The sequence below is a fragment of the Paracoccus sp. TRP genome, from assembly GCF_000185925.1.
In the GTDB taxonomy this organism is placed as follows: Bacteria; Pseudomonadota; Alphaproteobacteria; order Rhodobacterales; family Rhodobacteraceae; genus Paracoccus; species Paracoccus kondratievae.
On sequence record NZ_AEPN01000008.1, the window covers coordinates 112,885 to 131,822 of the forward strand.

An 18,938-nucleotide genomic window follows, 5' to 3' on the forward strand; every position below is an offset into this window, starting at 1 on the left:
CATGAATATCCAAACCGGCAAGCCAGCTCCGCGCATCGCCCGCCGTTCGCCCGGTCCCGACGGAGAGGGGATCATTACCCTGGCCGCTCTGGCGGTTGGGGGTCAGGGCGGCGGCGTGCTGACCAACTGGATCGTGGAAGTAGCCGAAGAGAACGGCTGGCTTGCACAATCCACCTCGGTGGCAGGCGTGGCGCAACGCACCGGCGCGACCATCTATTATGTCGAGATGTGCCGCGATACGGGCCGCCAACCGGTCTTTGCGCTGTCCCCGGCGCCAGGCGATGTGGATATCCTGATGGCCTCGGAACTGGTCGAAGCCGGGCGGGCCGTGATGCGCGGCTTTGTAACGCCGGGCCGAACCACGCTGATCGCCTCGACCCACCGCATTCCGGCAGTGTCGGAAAAGATTGCACCGGGCGATGGTCGAACCGACAGCAGCGCCGTGATCAAGGCCATGGGCATTGCTGCCGATCATGTCGTCGCCTTCGACCTTGAGGCCTTGGCCAAGGAAAGCGGGACCGTGATTTCAGCCACGCTGCTGGGAGCGTTGGCAGGCTCGAACGCATTGCCTTTCCCGCGTGAAAGCTACGAAGAGGTGATCCGTCGTTCGGGCAAGACGGCCGAGGCGTCGCTACGCGGGTTCCGCCGGGCCTATGACTGCGCGACAGGCGCAGCGCCGCCGCCTCAGCCGCTGGCCGAGGACAAGGCAAAACCGGCGCTGGCGGTGCCTGCAAAGCTGAAAAAGCCCTGGCAGGCACTTGAAGCCCGTCTGCACACCTTGCCGACCGAGGTGCAAGAGATGGCCAGGCTCGGCCTGCAAAAGGTCGTCGATTATCAGGATATCGCCTATGGTGCCGAGTATCTCGACATGATCAAGCAGATCCACACACTTGATCACGCCCCTTTTGACATGACAATCGCTGCGGCTAAATACTGCGCGCGGGCGTTATGCTATGATGACATCTTGCGGGTCGCTGATCTGAAAACCCGTTCTTCACGCTTTCGCCGCATCCGGGCCGAGATTGGCACCACAGACGCCCAGCTTTTGCGACTGACAGAGTATTTTCACCCGCGTTTCGAAGAGTTCACCACCACCCTGCCACGCCGTCTGGGCCGCTGGTTACAAAACAAACCCGGAACCGCGGCCTTTTATACCCGCCATTTCGATAAGGGCCGCCGCATCCGCTCAACCAGCCTTGGCGGATTTCTGGCGCTTTGGGTGGTGTCCACCCTTCGCCCGTGGCGGCGCTCGCTGCTACGCCATGAGACCGAGATGGCACATGTCCGCGACTGGTTCACGACCGTTCTAAGGCTGGCCAGGACCGACCGCGCTTTGGCAGCCGAGGTGCTGGCCAATTACCGCCTGATCAAGGGTTATTCCGATACGCATATGCGCGGGCTGTCGAAATTCGCCCGCGTGATGGGCAGCCTTTCGATGCTTGAGGGGCGAGCAGACGCGGCCGACTGGATGCGCCGCCTGCGTACTGCCGCCCTGGCGGATGAAAAAGGTAAGGCGTTGGACGGCGCGCTGACGACCGTTGCCTCTTTTGCCAAACCGGGTTGAGTGGCGCGCAGGTAAGGGTCTGCGCCGCCACATATTTTAAATCTGAAATATCTAAACATTAAACAAATATGCGACAGGGAAGCTGATGAAACCTCAGGGATCACCACCCGAAATTTCGATCGCAAAAAGCCATATCGTGGTCTTTCTATGCTGGCTTGCAATCTTTGCCGAAGGATATGACGTCGGAGTTCGGGGCGCGATATTGCCTTCGCTCGCCTCTGATCCCGTCTGGCAGCTGACGCCACTGCAACTGGGCGCAATGGGCAGCTATACCGTACTGGGCATGTTGGTTGGCGGAATTCTGGCCGGTACGCTAAGCGAACTTTACGGACGCAAGCCGCTGTTCATTGCCTGTCTGGCACTGTTTGCCGGTTGCATGGTGGCCAGCGCCCGTGCGCCTGATCCGACGACTTTCGGCATCAGTCGTTTCATCGCCGGGCTTGGGCTGGGCGGGATCATCCCCTGCGCCGCCGCACTGACCACCGAGTATTCGCCCAAACGCCGGAAAAGCTTTAACTACGGGCTGATGTATTCGGGCTATTCGGCCGGCATCCTCGCAGCCGCACTGGTCAGCCGGGCAAATGTCGAGGAACACGGCTGGCGGATGATGCTGATGATCGGTGCCTTTCCACTGATACTTCTGCCCATCTTTGCTATTTTTTTGCCGGAATCGCTGGAGTGGCTGGTCTCGCAAGGCCGCAAGGCACGGGCCGCAGAAACCGCGCGGCGCTGGAACATGCCGCTGCCCGCAGCGCCGGCAACGCGCGAGGCCGCGCCCGGCGTAATTCAGGTGATCTCGCGGATATTCGCCCGGGATCGCGCATTCGAGACCGCTTGTTTCTGGACAGCGCTTTTTGCCGGATTGCTGCTGGTCTACGGGCTAGGGCAATGGTTGCCGCAGATCATGCGTAAAAGCGGGTACGACCTGGGCAATAGCTTGCTTTTCCTGGCGGTCTTTAGCCTTAGCTCGGCCATTGGCGGAATTTTCCTGGGTAAGCTTGCCGACCGCTTCGGTGTACGGCGGGTGGTGGCGCTGTCCTATGGCGCGGGGGCGCTTGGCATCCTCGCCCTGAGCTTTCAGAATTCGTTGGTGGTGAACTATATCTTCGTCGCCCTCGCTGGGTTCGGCACCGTTGCGGCCTCGCTGATTTTGACCGGATTCCTCGCACAGCGTCTGGACCCGGACATCCGTGCGGCTGGGACGGGTTGGGCGCTAAGCTTTTCGCGGATCGGAGCACTTTGCGGACCGATGCTGGGGGGCGCAATCGCTGCTTATGACATGCCACCAGCCGCGAATTTCCAGGTCTTCGCCGGTATTGCGCTTGTTGCTGCGCTCGCCACAGCAATGATCCCGACTGGAGCCGTCAGTCGTCAGCCATCCCGGGAGTGATCTGAAGATCCGCCGATCCAAATGGTTTTGATGAAGCTGAAAGGGAAGGAGCATGTCCGATCCCTCCCGCCGTTCTCCCCGCACGGTTTTTCCGATGCTGTTGAACAGCAGCGACAGGGGTTTTGGCGCGCGACGTGTCGATATCCACACCTTCAGGCCGTGTTGATGAAAGGGGCTCCGCTGTTCTGCGACCTGTGATTCAGGCGCATCTCCACGAGGGAGACGAGCTTGGCACGCAACCTGATATCCCACAATGAATGAACTTTCTGCGAGGGGGTCACTCGCGCTGTCCGGCATCCGGACAGGCATAAGCCTGCAGCTCATCATCTTGTTATTGATTCAATTTTCCGGATCACGCTGATGAGCGCGCCAGGTCCTGTTCCATGCGAGCATCGGCCTGGGCCGCCGGAAACACCGATGCCCCGCCCGACGGTGGTTGAGGTTGCGGATCTCTTACCTGCTCTTCAAGAGAAGGTGCCAGCCGCGCCGCACAGAAGCCTGGCATTGCCGGATGAGATCCCGGCGCCGTCATCATCCGGCATGGGTATCCTACCCCCCTCATCAGGCCAATCTTCCGGGGCGACAAACGGGGCATACGGCCCGTAGCCGCACCGCAGCAGTGCCCGTGAAGCGTCAGATAGCGGAGGTGCAGACCTCCTGTTGCCGGGCCTTTTCAGGCATGGCGACCTGAAACGCCTCCAATGCCGAGCATGCCGCCAAAACCGCATCAACGCGCGAGAAATGCTGAAACTCTACCCCCCAGCGGCTGGCGTTATATAGCTGCGGGATCAGCACACAATCGGCCATCCCCGGTTGATCGCCATAGCAGAAACGCCCGGTAAAACCCGGATGGTCCAGCAAGCGCTCAATCGTTTCAAGGCCGCGGGCAATGTTATCACGGTTCCATGCGGCACGTGCCCCGGGTCCGGCCAGATCCCCGACGCGCGCCAGAACTCCAAGGTTCGAAATAGGGTGAATCTCGCAGGCCACGGCAAGCGCCAATGCCCGAACATGTGCCCGCGCCTTGGCGTCTTGGGGCAGCAAGGGCGGCTCAGGCCGGGTTTCCTCAAGATATTCAAGGATCGCCAGTGATTGCGTCAGGCGCAGCCCATCTGTTTCAAGCACCGGCACCAACCCTTGCGGGTTCCGCGCCAGATGTTCAGCGTCCCGCTGCGCACCGGAAAGCAGATCGACCGGCACCCGCTGATAGGCGATGCCCTTCAGCGCCAGCGCAATCCGCACCCTGCAGGATGCGGATGAGCGCCAGTAATCATAGAGTACGACGCTCATGGTTTCGCAGGCAGGATCTTGCCTGTGCACGGGCCAAAGCCGATGCAATAGCCGTCGCCCCGGGCATGGGCAAAGAGGTCAATCTCATCCCCGTCCTCAATGAAAGTGCGCGGTGCACCGTTGACCATGACCGGAGTCTTGCCACCCTCGGTCATCTCAAGAAGCGCCCCGGTTGCGTCCCGGGTTGGCCCCGAGATCGTACCCGAGCCAAGAAGGTCCCCCACCCGCAGCGGACAGCCCGAGCTGCTGTGATGGGCAAGCTGTTGGGCGCTGGAATAATACATGACGTTGTAATTCGTCCGCCCCATCACCTGCCCGTTCATGGTCCAGCCGACCTGCAGGTCATAAAACCCCGGCCGGGCCTCTTGCAGATAGGGCAGCAGCGGGTTCACCCGCTCGGCCCCGGGACTGCGGAACGGCTCCAGCGCCGCCTGCGTCACCACCCATGCCCCGATGGTCGTGCCAAGCGCCTTGGCCAGAAACGGACCAAGCGGCTGGTATTCCCAAGCTTGAATATCCCGCGCCGACCAGTCGTTTAGCAGGACATAGCCAAAGATCATCGCTTCTGCTTTTTCGACGCTGACCCGTTCGCCCATGGTGCTGTCCGCACCAACGATGGCGCCCAGTTCAAGCTCAAGGTCCAGCCGCCTGCACGGCGCCCAATCCGGGCCCGCCTCTCCGCGAATCTGTCCCATCGGCCGCCGGATCGGCGTTCCCGAGACCACGACCGAAGAGGCCCGGCCGTTATAGCCGATGGGCATATGCGTCCATTGCGGCGGCAAGGCATTTTCAGGACCGCGAAACAGCACCCCGACATTGAAGGCATGGTTTTTCGAGGCGTAGAAATCGGTGAACCCGGTCACACGGATCGGCAGATGCATCTGTGCCTTGGCCATTGGGACCAAGGGCAGCTGAGTGCCCGAGTTTTCGGCCAGAAGTTCGGTCAGACGCGCCCGCACCCTGTCCCATTCGGCCCGCCCCAGCGCCATGAACCCGTTAAGCTGCGGCTGCGAGAATGTTCCCCCCGCATGCAGCAGCCCCATCGCCTCGCAGGCAGCCAGATCGACGATCATATCGCCAATAGCCGCCCCGCAGCGCGGCGCAGTGCCGGTGGTTGAAAATACGCCATAAGGCAGGTTGTTCAGGGGAAAGGGGCAATCCGCCCCGTTGGCGCTTTCCACCCAGGACCGCAGCAAAGCCAAATCCGGCCTCCTTCTATGATTTTCCGATTGCCGCGACGGCGTCACTTGATGCCGGGCGTACCGTCGAATTTCTTTTCAAGCTGTTGCCAGACCTCGATATATTCCTGTTGCAGCGGCGCTTCGTTCGCGGCGAATGCGGTCAGATGCTGCGGAAAGCGGGTCTCGAACATAAAGGACATGGTGTTGTCCAGCTTTTCGGGTTTCAGTTCGGCATTGCTGGCCCCCTCGAACGCGTCGCGGTCGGGGCCATGGGGCAACATGCAGTTATGCAGGCTGATCCCGCCCGGGGCAAAGCCCTGAGGCTTAGCGTCATAGATGCCGTAGATATTGCCCATCAGCTCGGACATGATGTTGCGGTGGTACCACGGCGGGCGGAAGCTGTGTTCGGCCACCATCCAACGTTCGCGGAACAACACGAAGTCGATGTTGGCCACCCCCTCTTGCCCCGAAGGCGCGGTCAGCACGGTGAAAATCGACGGGTCAGGATGGTCGAACAGGATAGCACCGACCGGGGAATAGCTGCGCAGGTCGTATTTGTAAGGGCAGTAATTGCCATGCCAGGCGACAACGTCCAGCGGGCTGTGGTCAATCCAGGTTTCATGGAAGCGGCCACACCATTTGACCACCAGTCGCGAACGGGTTTCCCGATCCTCGAAAGCCGCGACAGGGCATTTAAAGTCGCGCGGATTGGCAAGGCAGTTCGCACCGATTGGCCCGCGGTTCGGCAGGGTAAAGGTCTGGCCGTAGTTTTCGCAGACAAACCCGCGGCATGGCCCCTCCAGCACCTCGACCCGGAAGATCAGACCGCGCGGGATGATGGCGATCTCTTTCGGCTCGACGTCGATCACGCCCAGTTCGGTGCAAAAGCGCAGCCGTCCTTCTTGCGGCACGACCAGCAACTCACCATCGGCGGAAAAGAAATATTCGTCCTGCATCGAGCGCGTGACCAGATAGACATGGCTTGCCATGCCAACCTGCAGGTTGACATCCCCCGCCGTCGTCATGGTCCGCATGCCGGTCAGCCAGGTCAGATCCTGATCCGAACCCGGCAGCGGAATCGGATCCCAGCGATACTGGCCGAGGCTGGCAATATCGGGCAGCACGTTCGGCGCGGTCTGCCAATAGGGCAGCTCGATCGGGTCGAAACGCCCGGTATGGCGAACCGAGGGGCGGATACGATAGCACCAGGTCCGCTCGGGATGCGGGCGGGTAAAGGCCGTGCCGGAAAGCTGTTCGGCATAAAGTCCATAGGCGCATTTCTGCGGGCTGTTCTGACCCTGCGGCAATGCGCCCGGCAACGCCTCGGTTTCGAAATCATTGCCAAAGCCCGGCATGTAACCGTCATGGGTGCCAGTGACGACCGTAGCGCGGGTCATACCCTGAGGCAGTGGATGCCGGGTCATATTCTCCTCCCTGTCAGATCATTGCTATTGCAACAAATATGCCGTTGCATCAGCAATGATGTCAACTGATATCTGCGCCGTTATTGTTCCTTGTTGCGAACGCAACGGCTTTCTGCTGTCCTGCCCATCAAGGAGAAGCAGCACATATGGCATTCAATCTTGATCAATTCCTGCCCTATCGCCTTAGCGTTGCCGCTGCTCAGATCAGCCGCCGCTTTGCCGCCCGCTATGCAGCCGAGGCGGGACTGACTGTCCCCGAATGGCGGGTGCTGGCGCATCTGTACCACTCGGGCGCGGTCAGTGTGCGTGACATCAACGTCCGGGTGAACCTCGACAAGTCGATGGTCAGCCGTGCCGCCTCCCGCCTGCAAGAGGCGGGCTGGGTGCGCAAATCGGAAAACGACACCGACCGCAGGCTGGTGGTGCTGGAACTGACCGCCGAAGGTCGGGCCCTGATGACCCGCCTGACCCGCGTCGCCGAGGATTTTCAAGCCGAGCTGCTGAAAGAGCTGGGTTCAGATGCCGAGGGAATAGACCGGGCTTTGACCAAAATCATCGCGAAAGGTGGCGCTGACTAGCCCGTCTGCTGCATCTGGCCCAGGCGCGAAGATGGGCTGGCCGCCCCGGATCCGGACCGATCCACCTCAGCGATGCCCTGCGCCAGCGCGCCCCGATCCGCAGCAGACATCGCGTTGAGTATCTGGTTTGCCCGCGTCTCGACAGCACCAAAGGCGCGGCTGAACAGATCGCGCCCCGCATCAGTGATGGCATAACTGCGCAAGCGGCGCTCCGGGCCGAGAACCGAGTGCGTGATCAGACCCTTTTCCTCTGGCCGCGATGCCGCACGGCTGACCTGCACCTTGTCAGGCAAAGTACGCTGAGACAGTCCCAGCGAATCCAGCGAACCGGCATCTTTCAGCAGAAACAGCAGTCGCCATTCTTCGCGCGGGAAAACGTGCTTGTGTCCATAAACGGCAACAAGCTGGCGCGAAAAGCCCCGGCCACCACAGCTGGCTGATAAGGGAAAAAGGTCCCGATACGCATGACACACCCGCAAAATGTTTTCTTGGAAAGTTCGTCCGTCGCATGCGGACTGATCTTTTCATGCCCCGGCGAACCGCCGGGCTCCCGCCGCTGGTCAACTTGTCGCAAGCGCGGACAAATCCGGGCAAGGCCACCGCTTATGAAACCAGCCGATTGCGACGGCTCGGTGACAGGCCTGCAACATCACTCGCAAGCCCCGGCATGAGACCTGCGAGTGATGACAGTTTAGGCCAGCCGCCCTTTACGCAGCCGCTGATTGCCCGACGACATATCCAAAGGTCAGCGCCGGACCCAAGGTGCTGCCCGGGCCGGGATAAGCACCGGACATGATCGAGTTGATACCGTTCCCGCAAGCATAAAGGCCGGATATGACTTTGCCTTGCCTGTCCCTGACCTCACCCTTTGCCGTGATGTCGGGCTCCATCGAGGTCCCGATGTCGCCGGGGTAGATCTCGACGGCATAGAACGGCCCCTCAAGCGGGCGCAGACAGGGGTTCGGCCGATGTTCGGCATCGCCCAGATAGCGCTGATAGCTGGTCGATCCCTTGCCGAATTCGGGACCTTCGCCACGGGCTGCAGCCTCATTGAATCGGGTCAGAGTTTCGATCAGCGCCGGGGCAGCGATACCACATTGCCGGGCCAGCCCCTCGGGCATCTGGCGGTATGGGGGCCAAAACGCGCCGGAAACGCATGCGCCGCGCCCAGCCCATAACGCCGGATCGCCCGATGATCGGCAATCAACCGGACGGATTTCTGCCCCTCGGCTAAAAGCTTGGCTATCAGGCGCTGTACGAAATCATGCTAGCTTGACGCCTCATTGACAAAGCGTCGACCATCATGGCCGACAGCGATCACGCCGGGCTTGGCGCGATCCAGAAACAGATGCGGGAACGGCCGCATTGATCCATCAGCATTGCGCAGCAGCAAAACCGGGGGCCAGAAACCGCCGTTAGGGTTCGTATCCACAAAATTCGCACCGAAGGCCGCGGCCGCGGCGATCCCGCCGCCCGTGCCGGAAACCGGCGACATCGAGTAATGCAGCAGGCCGCGTCTGACATGGTCAAAGCTTTGCGCCCGGCGCACCACATCATGCGGATAGCCGTCCTCAGCCAGACGATGCGCAATCGCCCGCCCTATGCCTGAGCCTGCGCCGGCTCCGATTGCGGTCGGAAGTGTTTGAGAAGTCGTGATTTGCCAGTTGGTATGCAGTGGATAGGCTAAGGCAAAAGGGCTGGATCAGTTCACGCCAAAGATGGTGTCATCAACCTTGGCACAGATCTTTATGCACGAGGCGCGCGATGGCCTCGGTATCGTTGCGATCAACCCCTTCCAGCAGTTCGGATCATTTGCGGGCCAGTGCCGGATATTCGTCGATGACCGGGGTCGGATCGTCGATGCCGCGCTGTTTCATCGTACGTTTGGCCAGTCCCGCCAACATCCCGTCCTGGAACTCTTTCAGCCTGGCCTCAATTGCGGGCGACGCGTCCGAGACGATCACCCCGCGACCCCCGCCCCCCCTTCGGCGCCGAAGCCACGCCTTGCTGGTAAGCCACCTGAGACCGGGCAAGCGCAAGCCCCGTCCGATCCAGAATGGCGCGCCAGTCCTGCGGTGAAAGGCTGGCCCAGAAATCACGATTCAAGCACAGGACACGCCGGGATCAACGCCCTATGGCGCAAAATCTGTGCAGAATTGCGCGGAAGTTCTCGCGCCTGAATACTGGCGGACAGCAAGAATTCTGGGCCTTGAAAGCCCCGCGTTCAGGACCGACCCGCCGCCGATCTGCCAAACCCTCTGCCATTCCGGCCGCTTGCAGGTCACCTGCGGAATGGCCTTTGGGTTAGTCCCTTAGTGCTACTTCGCGGGGAGGAGGCTCGTCCGGCATAGCCGTTTATGTGAAGCTCGTGGCGGGGGAGAGATGATGAACCAACTGGACAGGCCCGCCGGAAATCCCGTTGCCACGCTGGTGAGCGAGGTTTCAGCAGGGCTGATCGGCCATCACCAGATGGTCGAACGGCTGGTGATCGCCTTGCTTGCCGGGGGGCATGTGCTGCTGGAGGGGCCGCCCGGCATTGCCAAAACCCGTGCGGTCAAGCAGCTTGCCTCGCATTTGCCCGGCAAACACGCACGCATTCAGTGTACGCCTGACCTGCTGCCTTCGGACTTGACCGGCACGCAGGTTTTCCGCGCCGATACGGGCGGCTTTGATTTCGTGCCCGGCCCGCTGTTTCATTCGCTGGTGCTGGTCGATGAGATCAATCGCGCGCCGCCAAAAGTACAGTCAGCCTTGCTAGAGGCGATGGCTGAACATCAGGTGACCACTGGCGGCACGACAAGGCCCTTACCTGATCCATTCATGGTGGTGGCAACGCAAAACCCCATCGAGCATGAAGGCACATTTCCGCTGCCCGAGGCGCAGATGGACCGTTTTCTGCTGCACCTGTTTCTGGACATGCCGGGGGCTGAGGCCGAGCGGGCAATCCTTGATCTGGTCGAGGCCGAGACACTGACGCCCGTGTCAGCCATTCAGCCGGTGATTGCCGATGCTGACATCCATGCCGCGCGGCAGGCAGTTGCCGGGATCCATCTGGCCCCGGCACTCAAGGACTTTATCGTCCGGCTGGTGATGGCAACCCGCGCCGGGGGTGAGGTTGCAGACCGGATCGAACATCCCGTCTCGCCCCGTGGCACGCTTGCCCTGGCTGCCGCCGGGCGTGCCCGTGCCTGGCTGCATGGGCGCGATCATGTGCTGCCCGAAGACGTCGAGGATCTGGCCGAGGATGCCCTGGCCCATCGCCTGATCCCGAACTGGCAGGCCGCCAGCGAAGGGTGGAATGGCCGCAGCTTGATTGCCGAGATCCTGCGCAAGGTGCGGCCATGGTAGCAGCCGCATTGGACCATCCGGGGCTGCGTCTTACCGCTGCAGAACTGATTGCGCTGCGTCCTGCGTTCAGGCCCGCCCGACACCGTCCTGCGGGTGCGCGCCCCGGAGCAATTCCGGCGCGGGTCGCAGGTCAGGGCATGGACCTGCGCGAGATCAGGGCCTTTGCCGAGGGGGACGACCAGCGCCGCATAGATCCCGGAGCAACCGCCCGGACGGGTCAGCTTCATGTCCGCAGCTTTCATGAGGATCGCGATGACACGAGGCTGCTGATCGTCGATTTTCGTCATCAGATGCTATGGGGCACGGGGTCGGCGCTACGCTCGGTCCGGGCGGCGCGGTGGCTGGCCCGGATCGGCTGGCAGGCGGTGGCACAAGGGGCGTCGGTCGCGCTGATGGCGGTCAAGGAGGGGGCACCGGCGTTGCTGTCCGCAGGGACGGGTACGCCCCAAATGCTTGCGCTGTCTCAGGCCATGGCGCAGGCCCATGATGCGGCGCTGGCCCTTGGATCGGGTCAGTCCAGCCTTGCGACGGCGCTGGTTCAGGCACGGCGCATGGTCCCGCCGGGCGGGCAGGTGCATCTGGCGACCGGCCCCGACGGGTTGGCCGGGGCTGACGCAGCCTTGTCGCAACTGGCGCGGGGGCGGGTGATACGCGTGCGCGTGATCCTTGATCCTGCCGAGACCTCTCCGCCCCGAACGGCGCTGTCGGTGCGCCACGGACATGCCGCACGCCATGGACGGCTGTCCCCGCTGGACTGCGGGGCCTTGCTTGCCCATCTGCACAGCCTTGGCGCCAAAGCCCGGGCGGTTTCACCCGATGACACGGGCTGAACTGATCGCTGCACTGTCGCCAAGCCGCCTGCCGCCCTCGACATTGGTGCCGGGCTGGCGCGAGGCGGTGGCGCTGTTCGGTCTGGGGCTTCTGGCCGGGGCTTTGCTGATCTGGTTGCTTTCACCGATCCTGACGCATCGCCGCTCAGTCCGCACCCGCATTCGCGCGACGCGCGGGCTAGAGCCCGAAGAGCGGCTGCTTGTCATCGCCCGCATTCTTGGCCGCCTGCCACGGGCACTGCGCCCCGCGGCTTATGGTGCGGCGCCCATGCCCCCAGCGGATGAGATCGAGCGACTGGCAAGGAGCCGCGAATGAGCTTTGCCTGGCCGCTGGCCTTTCTGCTTTTGCCCGTACCGCTGTTGATCCGTTTGCTGCCGCCAGCGTCCGTGCAGACCGGGTTGCGGGTGCCCGAGCATATTTTCGCAGGCGTCACCGCTGAAAGACGAGCGGGACGCAGCTGGTTGCCAGCCGGGCTGGCCTGGGTGTTGCTGGTGATTGCGATTGCAGGGCCTCAGGTCAGCCGAACCAGCGATATGCTGCCTGCTTCGGGACGCGATATCGTGCTGGCCATTGATCTGTCGGGCAGTATGCGGAAAGAGGATTTCCACCTCGGCGGTCAGCCGATTTCCCGGCTGGATGCGGTTAAACGCACTGCCTCGCGTTTTGTCGCAGCGCGGCGGGGGGACCGGATCGGGCTGGCGATCTTTGGCGACCGTGCCTATTTCGCCCAGCCGCTGACCTTTGACGTCGACGCTGTCGCACGTGCCGTCGATGAGGCTCAGATCGGGATCTCGGGGCGCGGAACGGCAATATCGGACGGGCTAGGCCTGGCGATCAAGCGGCTTGCCGCCAGCGAGGCGCCGACACGGGTGATCGTTCTGCTGTCGGACGGTGTCGATACCACGGGCAAGGTGCGCGCGGCCGATGCGGCCCGGTTGGCGGCAAGCCACGGTATCCGCATTCATACCATCGCGCTTGGTCCCGAAGATCTGGAAAACCAGCCTAAGTCCCGCGACGCGGTAGATACGAAAGCCTTGCGCGAAGTGGCCAGTCTTGGCGGCGGCACCGCCTTTCGTGTGCGTGACATGAACGATCTTGAGGCGATGGCCGCCAGTCTGGATCAGCTTGAGCCGAACCCGGCCGAGCGTCCGCCAATGCGTTACTGGCATTCGCTGTGGTTCTGGCCGGGCGCGGTGGCGCTGATCCTGATGATGCTGATCTGCTGGAGGCGCGAATGATCCTGCTGCGCCCCCTGTGGCTTCTGGCCCTTGCTGCGCTGGTCCTGCTTGCGCTGGCGATCTGGCGGCGCGGACCAGATGCGGGCGGCTGGCAAGCTGTACTGCCACCCCATATGCGACGGGGCATGGCGGCACTGGGTCAGCTTGGCGCGGGTACGGACCGCGCGCGATACCTGCCTTTGGCCGGTGCTGCCGCGCTGGTGCTGGGGCTTGCCGGGCCTGCAGTGCAGCGGGCCAAGGCGCCGGTCTTTGCCCAAAGCGATGCGGTCGTGATTGCGCTGGACATGTCTTCTTCGGTCGCTGATGGGCCGGGACTTAAGGACGCGCAGGCGGCCGCAGCAGGGTTGCTGGCGCAGCTTGCGGGCCGTCCGGTCGGGCTGATCCTTTATGCGGGCGAGGCCTACCTGATCGCCGCCCCGACCCAAGACCCCGCGACGCTTGAGACCCAGATCGCGGTGCTGGACGCGGAAACCATGCCCGACGAAGGTTCGCATCCCGCTGCCGCTCTGGCCATGGCAGGGCAATTGCTGCGCGGGTTGCGGCGGGCGGATCTGGTGCTGATTTCGGATGGCGGCGGCATTGATCAGGCAGCGCAGGCCGAGGCCGCGCGGCTGCAATCCGGCGGGGTGCGGATTTCGGCGCTGACAGTCGCGGGCAATCCGCCCTCGGATCCCGAGGCGCTGCGGACGATCGCCAACGGCCCTGTCGCCCGCTTTGACGACCCCTATCGGGTGGCTCGCTCGCTGGCCTCTTCGGGGTTGGATCGTGACCCGGCGCTTCGCTCGCAGCAGTATTACGATCTGGGACCGTGGCTTGCGCTGTTGGCGCTGCTGTCTTTGCTGCTTCGTTTCCGGAGGCTGGCATGAGAATACCTGTCCTGTTGACCGCCGGCATCATCTGCCTTGCCCTGGCCGGACCCCAGGCGCTGGGTCGGCTGGCCCTGCTGGGCGGAATGCCGGGGCTTGCCGTGCCATTGCTGTCAGATCCCGTCGAAAAGGGCGTCGCACTGTATCGCGCGGGACAATATGACCGTGCGGATAAGGCGTTTGCCGCTTCGGGGCGCAGCCAGACCTATAATCGCGGGCTTAGCCTTGCTGCCATTGGGAACTATCCGCTGTCTGTGGCCTATTTCGATGCGGTTCTGTTCTCTAACCCCGCTGACGCCGAGGCGCGCCACAACCGCGACCTGGTCAGCGCGATGTATCCGCCAGCCCGCGGTGAAAGCGTGGTCCCGGGGCGCATCCGTGGCTATGGGGGCCTTGGACCTGGGGAAGAGATGCAGCAGTCCTCGGGGGATATTCAGGACCCCGAAACACGGCGCAAGGTTGATGCGGGCGGGATCGTTGCAAGTGACGACTGGCTGGCCACCATCAGGGATGATCCGGGAGAGTTCCTTAAGCTGCGTCTGAAATCGGAATATGATCGCCGCCTTGGCCAAGGCCTTATCCGGCCGCGGGAGGCTGAGCCATGGTGATCCGCGCGCTGCTGTTGTTGCTTTTGACGACGCTGCCAGCAATGTCGGACAGTCTGCGCCTGCTCATACCCGAGATGCGCCCTGTGGTCGGCGAGATGATCCCCGTGACCATCCGTGGCGAATACACCGGCTCTGTCACGCTGGAAAAGATGGTTTTCCCGGATTCCCCCGCCTATGACTGGGTGCAAACCGCCCGTGACCGGTGGGTGGATGAACGGGTGGACGGCACCCTTTATCGCGTCTTTGAGCGGAGGGTCGCCGTCTTTCCACGTCATGCCGGCACTTTGACCATTGGACCGGTTACACATCATCTGACCAAGGCCGAAGGTACGTCCCGGATCGCAGTCAATGTTGAGGCGCAGCCTGTGACGCGCGCTGTGACACCCTATCCCGGCTCGGGCCGGGCGTTGGCGGCCCGCAATGTGACGGTCAGGGATGAGTTTTCGGCCAATCCCTCGCAGCTTGGCCCGTCCGAATCCTTTACCCGGCGGATCACGCTGATTGCTGAGGGCAGCATGGCCCATCTGTTGCCTGCACGCCCGACAATCCGCGAACCATGGCTGATCAGCTTTGCCGCCCCCGAGCTGCGAGAGACGCGGCTGACGGCGCAAGGTCCGGTCGCGGTCGCCGTGTGGGAGTGGACGCTGCGCCCGCATACCGGCGAAACCGGTTCGCTGACCCCGCTGCGCTTTCCCTGGTTCAACACCCAGATCCGCGAAATGCGCGGTGCTGTTACCCTGCCGGTCGAGATCGGGATAGCGGGCTTTGGCAACAATATTGGCGGGCAGGCGTTCTCATCACGGACAATGGCCGTTCAGATGGGTGCCTTTGCCTTGGCGGGGCTGGTTGTTGGGATGGTCGCAGCACTGATCGGGCGCGCGCCCGCACCCGGACGTCTGGTGGCTCAGGTACGCCGCCTGCTGCCCAACCCCAAGGGGGGCGCCCTGCGAAAGGCCGCGCGGACTGGCGATCTGATGGCTTTGCGCGCCGCAGCCGAAGCATTCGTCATGGCCGAGGTCCGATTGGGCCGGACGGTCAACCCCAGGCCGCTGCGCGATCTGGACGAAGAACTGTTTTCCGGCAGGCAAGCCGGTACATTCGACCGGCGCGATTTCCTGAGGAGGATCGGCGCGTAGGTTGGCGACAGTTTGGTAATCCTCTCGGTTGGGTCCAAACCACGGTCAGCGCCTGCGGCCGATCTTTCAGGGTTTCTGACCACCGGGTCGCAAAACGTCCGGTGGCCGATACACAAACGATCAGGCGGATCAGGCCCTCAGATACTCAGATGCTTTAGCACCATTTCTCTCGACTCGGCGTTGCAGGCGCCTTCGTCGACGATTTGACCCAACTTCATGACCGCCCAGCGATCCGCCACGCTGAGTGCGAAATCAAGATTCTGCTCGACCACCAGAATACTGATCCCGCGTCGTTCGCGCTCGGTCTTCAGGGCGGTTGCAATGCGCTGAACCACGCTGGGCTGTATCCCCTCAGAGATTTCGTCGATCAGTAAAAGATCGGGTTCGTTCATCAGGGCGCGCGCCAGGATGAGCATCTTTTGCTCACCCCCAGACAAGGTGCCTGCCAACTGTTCCAACCGTTCAAGCAGAAAGGGAAAGCTGCGCCCAACATTCTGCAAGGCCTTGGCCAGATCGCGATCATGACGCAAAGCAAGTCGCAGATTGTCACGGATCGAGAGGTCCTGAAACAAGGGCAGCTCTTGCGGCGCATATCCCACCCCATGCGCCAAAAGCCAGGCGGGCGGCTTGCCGTCGACCGGGCTGCCATCAAGCATGATGCGGCCCGCGCGCGTCTGGATCAGGCCCATCACGGTCTTTAGCAGCGTGGTTTTGCCCATGCCATTGCGCCCCATCAGGGCAAGAATCTCGCCCCGGCGCAAAGTCAGCGCAACCCCTTGCAGGATATCGGTCTCGCCATAGCCAGATGTCAGGGCCTCGATCGTCAGCCTGTTGTCAGTCATGGGCCATCCCCGAATAGATCGAGCGTAAAAGCTCTGAGTTCACGACCTCTTCGACAGAGCCATCCATCACCAGTCGGCCCTGGTGAAGCACGACGAGCCGCTGCGAGATTTCCTTTACGAAATCAATATCATGCTCGATAAGGATCGCGGCGTAGCCCAGGTTTTGCGTCAGTCGCTTCAACACCTCGCCGATCAACGTCCGCTCGGCCTTGGTCAGACCTGCGGTAGGCTCGTCCAACAGGATCAGCCGGGGCTGCATGGCGACGACCATCGCCAGCTCCAGGCTTTGCCGCATCCCGTGAGAAAGTCCGCTGACCGGTTCGCCCAGTTTCTTGTTCAGGCCCGTCAGCGCAAGGATCTCCAGCGCGGCTGACGGCAGTTCGATCGTCGAGGCGCGATGCCACAGGCTGGGCCGTTCATGGGTCGTGCGTGCAAGGCGCAGACATTCAGCGACGGTCATGCTTTCAAAGACACTTGCGACCTGAAATTTGCGACCGATGCCCAGTGCGACGATATCTTCGGGCGGGCGGCCGGCAATGTCCTTATCAACCACGGTGATATTGCCCTCGATAGTCTCTGTCCCGTCCGAAAGGCAGCGCAGCAGAGTGGTCTTGCCGGCACCGTTTGGTCCGACCACCGAGATCAGCTCACCGGGTCTGACCTTCAAATCAATACCATCAAGCACGACAAAATTGCCATAAGCCTTGCGCAGCCCCGAAACCGTAAGCAGCGCATCGCGGCCGCTTTCCTGCCTTTGATCCGGCAGGGCGACCAGTGCCGGTGCTGCCCCGCTGTGCTTGCGCCGGGGAAGAAGCCCCACAAGACCGCGCGGGACAAACAGGATCATCGCCACGAAAAGGACGCCGATGATCAGTTGCCAGACATAGGGCATGCTGCCCGACAGTTGGGCGCCCAGATAATCGATGCCGATTGCGCCAAGGGCTGGCCCAAAGATCGAGGCCCTGCCGCCCAGTGCGGTCCAGACGATCATTTGTGTACCAAAACCAAAGCCCGCAATCTCGGGTGCGACGATGCGCCCGGCATTGGCGTAAAGAAAACCGCACAGCCCGGCGATTCCACCCAGCACGGTCATCAGCAGGATCTGCACCTTTTGGGTGCGGATACCCAGGTAAGCCGCGCGCAGGGGATTGTCCCGAATGGCGACGAGAACCCGCCCCGCATCCGAACGAACGATGATCCAGGACAGAGCAGCAAACAGGATCAGTGCCACCCCAGCAAGGCGGAAGTAATTGGCCGCGCCAAGCTTCATCACCGGATACCCGACCAGCCCACTGGAAGAGCCGGTAAAACTGCCTCCGGCAAAGATGGCCTGCGTCAGCACGATCGGCACCACCAGCGAAATGACGGATGCGTAAAGCGGCGTCGACTTGTGGTAAAAGGACAGCCAGCCAACCAGTGCGGCCAGCACCATTGGCAGGATTACCGACAGGGCCAGGGCGAGCGCAAAGTTCTGCATGCCTCCGCCGATATGGGTCAGGATCAGGGCGGTTGCGTAAGCCCCGGCACCGAAAAAGGCGGACTGTCCGAATGTCAGGATGCCGGTATAGCCCCACAGCAGATCCACCGTGATCGCCATCATCGCGTAGATCATCGAGCGGGTCAGGACATTCTGCGTAAAGCGGTCCAGAAACAGCGGTCCCAGCAGCACCAGCGCCAAAGCCAGAGCGCCCAGCAGGAACAGCCCCGTCCCATGACGGGTAAACATACGGTCGGAAACGGCAAGGGAATGTGCGCGATCAGCCACGGGCAAAACCTTTCGGATGAAGTCGCAGTACGACGGCGCAAAGCACAGCTACGGTCACGCTGCCAAGGATGGGGCTGATCCATGTCGACACCAGCACCTGCGCTGCGCCAAAGCACAGACAGGCCAGTGCAAGTGCTGCGACCGAGGTGCCAGATACCATGACCAGCATGAACGCTCCGATCAGCCAGGAAATGCCCATGGTGGGATCAACACTGGAAAGGGGCGTCAGCAGGACCCCGGCCAGGGCTGCGATGGCCGAACCCAGCATAAAGGTGACCAGTCGCACTTGCGAAGTATTGATGCCCAATGCGCGTGCCAGCGTCTCATTCATGATGACTGCTTGCGCATTCAGGCCAAGGCGCGTGCGCTCAAGAACAAGGACGAAGGCCAGGCCCATGATGACCGCAGCGACCAGCAAAAACAGCCGGTAGCTGGAATATGGCATACCCAGCACGTCAACAGTTCCGGTGATAAGCGCGGGCGGCATCTGCATGTCCCGGCCAAACGTCAGGGTGATGATCTGGACGATCACCACGCCCAACCCCCATGTCGCAAGAATGGCGTCCAGGGAACGGCGATAAAGCGGGCGCACAATGGCGATCTCTGTGGCCGCGCCCAGCAGCCCGCCAACGAAAACGGCCAGCGGCAGCGACAGCCAGGGGCTGAACCCCATCCTGGTCGCGACCACGGTTGTGTAGGCGCCGATGGTCAGCCATGCGGCATGGGCGAAATTGATGATCTTGAGTACGCCGAATATGACGAACAGACCGGCAGAGACGATGAACAGCAGCGCTGCGGTCGTTGTTATGTCAAGTAATAGGGCCATGCGGTTCCCTCGTTGAAGGACAGGCGTGCCCGCGACCGCGTATGACGGTCG

At 62.2% G+C, this 18,938-nt stretch carries 20 protein-coding genes; 10 read left to right on the top strand and 10 right to left on the bottom strand.

Annotated elements, in window-relative coordinates:
- Position 1: 1 nt before the first annotated feature.
- Both PARACOCCUSGL_RS0107190 and PARACOCCUSGL_RS0107195 read left to right on the top strand, forming a co-directional pair.
- Entirely contained in the window at positions 2-1,564 is a 1,563-nt protein-coding gene (locus tag PARACOCCUSGL_RS0107190; RefSeq protein WP_010394704.1) for an indolepyruvate oxidoreductase subunit beta family protein, read from the top strand.
- Between the two features lie 85 nt (positions 1,565-1,649).
- Entirely contained in the window at positions 1,650-2,954 is a 1,305-nt protein-coding gene (locus tag PARACOCCUSGL_RS0107195; protein WP_010394705.1) for an aromatic acid/H+ symport family MFS transporter, read from the top strand.
- Between the two features lie 633 nt (positions 2,955-3,587).
- On the opposite strand, the gene maiA is transcribed toward PARACOCCUSGL_RS0107195, so the two are convergent.
- Genes maiA through hmgA form a run of 3 tightly spaced genes read right to left on the bottom strand, consistent with a single transcriptional unit; the run spans position 3,588 to position 6,849 of the window.
- Positions 3,588-4,244, bottom strand: a complete 657-nt coding sequence (gene maiA, locus PARACOCCUSGL_RS0107205; protein WP_010394706.1) for a maleylacetoacetate isomerase — start codon at positions 4,242-4,244, stop codon at positions 3,588-3,590.
- Entirely contained in the window at positions 4,241-5,446 is a 1,206-nt protein-coding gene (fahA, locus tag PARACOCCUSGL_RS0107210; protein WP_010394707.1) for a fumarylacetoacetase, read from the bottom strand. The genes maiA and fahA overlap by 4 nt, the downstream gene beginning before the upstream one ends.
- Before the next feature lie 41 nt (positions 5,447-5,487).
- Positions 5,488-6,849, bottom strand: a complete 1,362-nt coding sequence (gene hmgA, locus PARACOCCUSGL_RS0107215; RefSeq protein WP_010394708.1) for a homogentisate 1,2-dioxygenase — start codon at positions 6,847-6,849, stop codon at positions 5,488-5,490.
- A gap of 146 nt (positions 6,850-6,995) precedes the next feature.
- Between hmgA and PARACOCCUSGL_RS0107220 the strand changes: the two genes are divergently transcribed.
- Positions 6,996-7,427, top strand: a complete 432-nt coding sequence (locus PARACOCCUSGL_RS0107220; RefSeq protein ID WP_010394709.1) for a MarR family winged helix-turn-helix transcriptional regulator — start codon at positions 6,996-6,998, stop codon at positions 7,425-7,427.
- Here PARACOCCUSGL_RS0107220 and PARACOCCUSGL_RS20380 read toward each other — a convergent pair.
- From PARACOCCUSGL_RS20380 to PARACOCCUSGL_RS21990, 4 genes are all read right to left on the bottom strand, one after another.
- Complete coding sequence (locus tag PARACOCCUSGL_RS20380; RefSeq protein WP_010394711.1) at positions 7,424-7,900, bottom strand: MarR family winged helix-turn-helix transcriptional regulator; 477 nt, start codon at positions 7,898-7,900, stop codon at positions 7,424-7,426. The genes PARACOCCUSGL_RS0107220 and PARACOCCUSGL_RS20380 overlap by 4 nt on opposite strands.
- A gap of 234 nt (positions 7,901-8,134) precedes the next feature.
- Entirely contained in the window at positions 8,135-8,548 is a 414-nt protein-coding gene (locus PARACOCCUSGL_RS22255) for an FAD-binding protein (RefSeq protein WP_010394713.1), read from the bottom strand.
- 146 nt (positions 8,549-8,694) lie between these two features.
- Complete coding sequence (locus tag PARACOCCUSGL_RS22260) at positions 8,695-8,976, bottom strand: FAD-binding protein (RefSeq protein WP_010394715.1); 282 nt, start codon at positions 8,974-8,976, stop codon at positions 8,695-8,697.
- A 259-nt stretch (positions 8,977-9,235) separates the two neighbouring features.
- Entirely contained in the window at positions 9,236-9,391 is a 156-nt protein-coding gene (locus PARACOCCUSGL_RS21990) for a hypothetical protein (protein ID WP_010394716.1), read from the bottom strand.
- Between the two features lie 421 nt (positions 9,392-9,812).
- Between PARACOCCUSGL_RS21990 and PARACOCCUSGL_RS0107245 the strand changes: the two genes are divergently transcribed.
- The 7 genes from PARACOCCUSGL_RS0107245 to PARACOCCUSGL_RS20390 are packed head-to-tail and all read left to right on the top strand — an operon-like array spanning position 9,813 to position 15,454.
- Complete coding sequence (locus PARACOCCUSGL_RS0107245; protein WP_029371725.1) at positions 9,813-10,775, top strand: MoxR family ATPase; 963 nt, start codon at positions 9,813-9,815, stop codon at positions 10,773-10,775.
- Entirely contained in the window at positions 10,769-11,605 is an 837-nt protein-coding gene (locus tag PARACOCCUSGL_RS0107250) for a DUF58 domain-containing protein (RefSeq protein ID WP_237701494.1), read from the top strand. The genes PARACOCCUSGL_RS0107245 and PARACOCCUSGL_RS0107250 overlap by 7 nt, the downstream gene beginning before the upstream one ends.
- Complete coding sequence (locus PARACOCCUSGL_RS0107255) at positions 11,592-11,921, top strand: hypothetical protein (RefSeq protein WP_010394723.1); 330 nt, start codon at positions 11,592-11,594, stop codon at positions 11,919-11,921. The genes PARACOCCUSGL_RS0107250 and PARACOCCUSGL_RS0107255 overlap by 14 nt, the downstream gene beginning before the upstream one ends.
- Positions 11,918-12,844, top strand: a complete 927-nt coding sequence (locus PARACOCCUSGL_RS0107260) for a VWA domain-containing protein (protein WP_010394725.1) — start codon at positions 11,918-11,920, stop codon at positions 12,842-12,844. The genes PARACOCCUSGL_RS0107255 and PARACOCCUSGL_RS0107260 overlap by 4 nt, the downstream gene beginning before the upstream one ends.
- Entirely contained in the window at positions 12,841-13,710 is an 870-nt protein-coding gene (locus PARACOCCUSGL_RS0107265; RefSeq protein WP_010394726.1) for a VWA domain-containing protein, read from the top strand. Before PARACOCCUSGL_RS0107260 ends, PARACOCCUSGL_RS0107265 begins: the two co-directional genes overlap by 4 nt.
- Entirely contained in the window at positions 13,707-14,318 is a 612-nt protein-coding gene (locus PARACOCCUSGL_RS0107270) for a hypothetical protein (RefSeq protein WP_029371728.1), read from the top strand. Before PARACOCCUSGL_RS0107265 ends, PARACOCCUSGL_RS0107270 begins: the two co-directional genes overlap by 4 nt.
- Positions 14,312-15,454, top strand: a complete 1,143-nt coding sequence (locus PARACOCCUSGL_RS20390) for a BatD family protein (RefSeq protein ID WP_010394731.1) — start codon at positions 14,312-14,314, stop codon at positions 15,452-15,454. The genes PARACOCCUSGL_RS0107270 and PARACOCCUSGL_RS20390 overlap by 7 nt, the downstream gene beginning before the upstream one ends.
- A 137-nt stretch (positions 15,455-15,591) precedes the next feature.
- Here the strand turns inward: PARACOCCUSGL_RS20390 and PARACOCCUSGL_RS0107280 are convergent, their stop codons facing one another.
- The 3 genes from PARACOCCUSGL_RS0107280 to PARACOCCUSGL_RS0107290 are packed head-to-tail and all read right to left on the bottom strand — an operon-like array spanning position 15,592 to position 18,887.
- Entirely contained in the window at positions 15,592-16,296 is a 705-nt protein-coding gene (locus PARACOCCUSGL_RS0107280; RefSeq protein ID WP_010394733.1) for an ABC transporter ATP-binding protein, read from the bottom strand.
- Positions 16,289-18,061, bottom strand: coding sequence for an ATP-binding cassette domain-containing protein (locus tag PARACOCCUSGL_RS0107285; RefSeq protein WP_010394735.1), 1,773 nt, complete (start codon positions 18,059-18,061; stop codon positions 16,289-16,291). Before PARACOCCUSGL_RS0107285 ends, PARACOCCUSGL_RS0107280 begins: the two co-directional genes overlap by 8 nt.
- Entirely contained in the window at positions 18,054-18,887 is an 834-nt protein-coding gene (locus PARACOCCUSGL_RS0107290; protein WP_010394738.1) for a branched-chain amino acid ABC transporter permease, read from the bottom strand. The genes PARACOCCUSGL_RS0107285 and PARACOCCUSGL_RS0107290 overlap by 8 nt, the downstream gene beginning before the upstream one ends.
- Positions 18,888-18,938: the final 51 nt, after the last annotated feature.